Source organism: Aeromonas sp. R2-3 (genome assembly GCF_040908375.1).
Lineage (GTDB): Bacteria > Pseudomonadota > Gammaproteobacteria > Enterobacterales > Aeromonadaceae > Aeromonas > Aeromonas veronii.
This window is the reverse complement of sequence record NZ_JBFODP010000011.1, coordinates 1-3,425: the sequence shown is the minus strand read 5'-3', so window position 1 is coordinate 3,425 and position 3,425 is coordinate 1. Positions and strand designations below refer to the sequence as shown.

Genomic DNA, 3,425 nt, shown 5'->3' with positions numbered 1-3,425 from the left:
CGGCACTGTTGCAAAGTTAGCGATGAGGCAGCCTTTTGTCTTATTCAAAGGCCTTACATTTCAAAAACTCTGCTTACCAGGCGCATTTCGCCCAGGGGATCACCATAATAAAATGCTGAGGCCTGGCCTTTGCGTAGTGCACGCATCACCTCAATACCTTTGATGGTGGCGTAAGCCGTCTTCATGGATTTAAATCCCAGCGTGGCGCCGATTATCCGTTTCAGTTTGCCATGATCGCATTCAATCACGTTGTTCCGGTACTTAATCTGTCGGTGTTCAACGTCAGACGGGCACCGGCCTTCGCGTTTGAGCAGAGCAAGCGCGCGACCATAGGCGGGCGCTTTATCCGTGTTGATGAATCGCGGGATCTGCCACTTCTTCACGTTGTTGAGGATTTTACCCAGAAACCGGTATGCAGCTTTGCTGTTACGACGGGAGGAGAGATAAAAATCGACAGTGCGGCCCCGGCTGTCGACGGCCCGGTACAGATACGCCCAGCGGCCATTGACCTTCACGTAGGTTTCATCCATGTGCCACGGGCAAAGATCGGAAGGGTTACGCCAGTACCAGCGCAGCCGTTTTTCCATTTCAGGCGCATAACGCTGAACCCAGCGGTAAATCGTGGAGTGATCGACATTCACTCCGCGTTCAGCCAGCATCTCCTGCAGCTCACGGTAACTGATGCCGTATTTGCAGTACCAGCGTACGGCCCACAGAATGATGTCACGCTGAAAATGCCGGCCTTTGAATGGGTTCATGTGCAGCTCCATCAGCAAAAGGGGATGATAAGTTTATCACCACCGACTATTTGCAACAGTGCCCTTCGAGCAGCAGCGCTACCGGGCCAGCGGCCTCAACCTGGTGACGGCGGCTATCGTGCTGTGGAACACGGTGTACCTGGAACGCGCCACCCAGGGGTTGGTCGAGGCCGGCAAGCCGGTGGACGGCGAGCTGCTGCAATTCCTGTCGCCGCTGGGCTGGGAGCACATCAACCTAACCGGCGATTACGTCTGGCGGCAGAGCCGCAGACTGGAAGACGGGAAGTTTCGGCCCTTACGGATGCCCGGAAAACCTTAGCGTACGATTTTTTCCGAATTCTGCGGGCTCCCCTATCTCATCTGCGCAAGGCAGAACGTGAAGACGGCCGCCCTGGACCTCGCCCGCGAGCGCCAGGCGCACGAGGCCGGCGCGCGGACCCGCGCCACGGCCCACGAGCGGACGCCGCAGCAGGAGCGCCAGAAGGCCGCCAGAGAGGCCGAGCGCGGCCGTGAGGCTTGGACGCTAGGGCAGGGCATGAAAAAGCCCGTAGCGGGCTGCTACGGGCGTCTGACGCGGTGGAAAGGGGGAGGGGATGTTGTCTACATGGCTCTGCTGTAGTGAGTGGGTTGCGCTCCGGCAGCGGTCCTGATCAATCGTCACCCTTTCTCGGTCCTTCAACGTTCCTGACAACGAGCCTCCTTTTCGCCAATCCATCGACAATCACCGCGAGTCCCTGCTCGAACGCTGCGTCCGGACCGGCTTCGTCGAAGGCGTCTATCGCGGCCCGCAACAGCGGCGAGAGCGGAGCCTGTTCAACGGTGCCGCCGCGCTCGCCGGCATCGCTGTCGCCGGCCTGCTCCTCAAGCACGGCCCCAACAGTGAAGTAGCTGATTGTCATCAGCGCATTGACGGCGTCCCCGGCCGAAAAACCCGCCTCGCAGAGGAAGCGAAGCTGCGCGTCGGCCGTTTCCATCTGCGGTGCGCCCGGTCGCGTGCCGGCATGGATGCGCGCGCCATCGCGGTAGGCGAGCAGCGCCTGCCTGAAGCTGCGGGCATTCCCGATCAGAAATGAGCGCCAGTCGTCGTCGGCTCTCGGCACCGAATGCGTATGATTCTCCGCCAGCATGGCTTCGGCCAGTGCGTCGAGCAGCGCCCGCTTGTTCCTGAAGTGCCAGTAAAGCGCCGGCTGCTGAACCCCCAACCGTTCCGCCAGTTTGCGTGTCGTCAGACCGTCTACGCCGACCTCGTTCAACAGGTCCAGGGCGGCACGGATCACTGTATTCGGCTGCAACTTTGTCATGCTTGACACTTTATCACTGATAAACATAATATGTCCACCAACTTATCAGTGATAAAGAATCCGCGCGTTCAATCGGACCAGCGGAGGCTGGTCCGGAGGCCAGACGTGAAACCCAACAGACCCCTGATCGTAATTCTGAGCACTGTCGCGCTCGACGCTGTCGGCATCGGCCTGATTATGCCGGTGCTGCCGGGCCTCCTGCGCGATCTGGTTCACTCGAACGACGTCACCGCCCACTATGGCATTCTGCTGGCGCTGTATGCGTTGATGCAATTTGCCTGCGCACCTGTGCTGGGCGCGCTGTCGGATCGTTTCGGGCGGCGGCCGGTCTTGCTCGTCTCGCTGGCCGGCGCTGCTGTCGACTACGCCATCATGGCGACGGCGCCTTTCCTTTGGGTTCTCTATATCGGGCGGATCGTGGCCGGCATCACCGGGGCGACTGGGGCGGTAGCCGGCGCTTATATTGCCGATATCACTGATGGCGATGAGCGCGCGCGGCACTTCGGCTTCATGAGCGCCTGTTTCGGGTTCGGGATGGTCGCGGGACCTGTGCTCGGTGGGCTGATGGGCGGTTTCTCCCCCCACGCTCCGTTCTTCGCCGCGGCAGCCTTGAACGGCCTCAATTTCCTGACGGGCTGTTTCCTTTTGCCGGAGTCGCACAAAGGCGAACGCCGGCCGTTACGCCGGGAGGCTCTCAACCCGCTCGCTTCGTTCCGGTGGGCCCGGGGCATGACCGTCGTCGCCGCCCTGATGGCGGTCTTCTTCATCATGCAACTTGTCGGACAGGTGCCGGCCGCGCTTTGGGTCATTTTCGGCGAGGATCGCTTTCACTGGGACGCGACCACGATCGGCATTTCGCTTGCCGCATTTGGCATTCTGCATTCACTCGCCCAGGCAATGATCACCGGCCCTGTAGCCGCCCGGCTCGGCGAAAGGCGGGCACTCATGCTCGGAATGATTGCCGACGGCACAGGCTACATCCTGCTTGCCTTCGCGACACGGGGATGGATGGCGTTCCCGATCATGGTCCTGCTTGCTTCGGGTGGCATCGGAATGCCGGCGCTGCAAGCAATGTTGTCCAGGCAGGTGGATGAGGAACGTCAGGGGCAGCTGCAAGGCTCACTGGCGGCGCTCACCAGCCTGACCTCGATCGTCGGACCCCTCCTCTTCACGGCGATCTATGCGGCTTCTATAACAACGTGGAACGGGTGGGCATGGATTGCAGGCGCTGCCCTCTACTTGCTCTGCCTGCCGGCGCTGCGTCGCGGGCTTTGGAGAAATTCTTCAAATTCCCGTTGCACATAGCCCGGCAATTCCTTTCCCTGCTCTGCCATAAGCGCAGCGAATGCCGGGTAATACTCGTCAA

The 3,425-nt window shown here is 60.7% G+C and carries 4 protein-coding genes and 1 pseudogene; 3 read left to right on the top strand and 2 right to left on the bottom strand.

Translation table 11 applies throughout. The features are described 5' to 3' along the window. Positions 1-53 precede the first annotated feature (53 nt). A complete protein-coding gene (locus AB5Z02_RS03760; RefSeq protein WP_001067855.1) occupies positions 54-758 on the bottom strand; it encodes an IS6-like element IS26 family transposase in 705 nt (234 codons plus the stop codon). 64 nt (positions 759-822) lie between these two features. On the opposite strand from AB5Z02_RS03760, the pseudogene AB5Z02_RS03755 reads away from it, so the two are divergent. Further along, positions 823-1,077: pseudogene (locus AB5Z02_RS03755) on the top strand (Tn3 family transposase); the annotation flags it as partial. Between the two features lie 57 nt (positions 1,078-1,134). Continuing rightward, the gene (locus AB5Z02_RS03750; RefSeq protein WP_000844627.1) at positions 1,135-1,377 is read left to right on the top strand and encodes a transposase; all 243 of its coding nucleotides are present in this window, start codon (positions 1,135-1,137) and stop codon (positions 1,375-1,377) included. Positions 1,378-1,408: 31 nt separating this feature from the next. Here AB5Z02_RS03750 and tetR(A) read toward each other — a convergent pair whose 3' ends face one another. Next, positions 1,409-2,059, bottom strand: a complete 651-nt coding sequence (gene tetR(A), locus AB5Z02_RS03745; RefSeq protein ID WP_000164043.1) for a tetracycline resistance transcriptional repressor TetR(A) — start codon at positions 2,057-2,059, stop codon at positions 1,409-1,411. A 105-nt stretch (positions 2,060-2,164) separates the two neighbouring features. On the opposite strand from tetR(A), the gene tet(A) reads away from it, so the two are divergent. After that, entirely contained in the window at positions 2,165-3,364 is a 1,200-nt protein-coding gene (gene tet(A) / locus AB5Z02_RS03740; protein ID WP_000804063.1) for a tetracycline efflux MFS transporter Tet(A), read from the top strand. Positions 3,365-3,425 lie beyond the last annotated feature (61 nt).

What these genes read in the sequence shown, in the direction of transcription:
- AB5Z02_RS03760 (WP_001067855.1), bottom strand. Translation starts at nt 758, where the DNA reads ATGAACCCATTCAAAGGCCGGCATTTTCAGCGTGACATCATTCTGTGG.